Here is a 1,131-nt window from a genome sequence, read left to right on the forward strand (position 1 = left end):
CCTGTATAATCGACTGCTTTAGCTGCCGAGACTGCCGCCTTGCCCATTTTCGCACGAAGGTTTTCATCTAACGCAGGAGACGGAGCTTCTTCTACCAACTTTTGATGACGGCGTTGAATTGAACAATCTCGTTCCCCTAAATGAACCACATTCCCTTCTTCATCAGCAATGATTTGAATTTCGATGTGTTTCGGCTCTTCTAAATATTTTTCAAGATATACGCCGCCGTTTCCAAAGGCAGTTTCTGCTTCATGCTGAGCTTGACGAATTGCTTTTTCTAGCTCTTCTTCGCTATGAGCCAGTCGCATTCCTTTTCCGCCACCCCCCGCTGTGGCTTTTACGATGATGGGATAACCTATTTCTCGTGCTACTGGAATAGCTGAGCTGCTATCTTTAATCAGCCCTTCTGTTCCAGGTACAATAGGCACACCGGCTTGTTTCATTGTATCTCGCGCTACAGCTTTTGCTCCCATTTTACGGATGGCTTCCGCTTTTGGACCAATAAAGGTAATATCATAGGATTCACACATCTCAGCAAAATCAGCATTTTCAGCTAAAAATCCATAGCCGGGATGAATAGCGTCTGCCTTGGTTACTTGCGCTACGGTAAGCAAATTACGAATGTTTAAGTAGCTTTCTTTAGAAGACGTTTTGCCAATACAAAATGACTCATCTGCTAGCTTCACGTGAAGTGCATCTTTGTCTGCTTCTGAATACACCGCCACGGTTGCAATACCCATCTCTTTACAAGCCCGAATGATACGAACTGCAATCTCGCCTCGGTTTGCGATTAAGATCTTTTTAAACATAATGACTCCTCCTGACAGTATGTATACTTTAGTGTGATTTTACAGTAAATAATGGCTGTCCAAACTCAACAACGTCCCCGTCTTTCACAAGAATTTCAAGCACTTTTCCTTCTATTCCCGCATCGACTTCGTTAAACAGCTTCATCGCTTCAATCACACATACAACATCTTTACGTTCAACTGTTTGTCCTACTTGAACGAAGGGCTCGGCGTCTGCTTCTGGCTTGGCGTAAAACGTTCCAACCATTGGTGATAAGATTTGCTTTTCATTATTGTCTGCTGGGTTTACAGACATAGAATCTTGAGGCGCTTGCTCAGTGGC

The 1,131-nt window shown here is 43.8% G+C and carries 2 protein-coding genes; both read right to left on the reverse strand.

Translation table 11 applies throughout. The features are described 5' to 3' along the window. Positions 1–809, reverse strand: an 809-nt coding sequence (locus AC1DRF_RS29015) for an ATP-binding protein (protein WP_477742441.1), incomplete at its 3' end; no start/stop codon positions are given. 28 nt (positions 810–837) lie between these two features. Beyond that, positions 838–1,131, reverse strand: a 294-nt coding sequence (accB, locus tag AC1DRF_RS29020) for an acetyl-CoA carboxylase biotin carboxyl carrier protein (protein WP_477742442.1), incomplete at its 5' end; no start/stop codon positions are given.

This window comes from Priestia sp. P5_B4, from assembly GCF_056400385.1.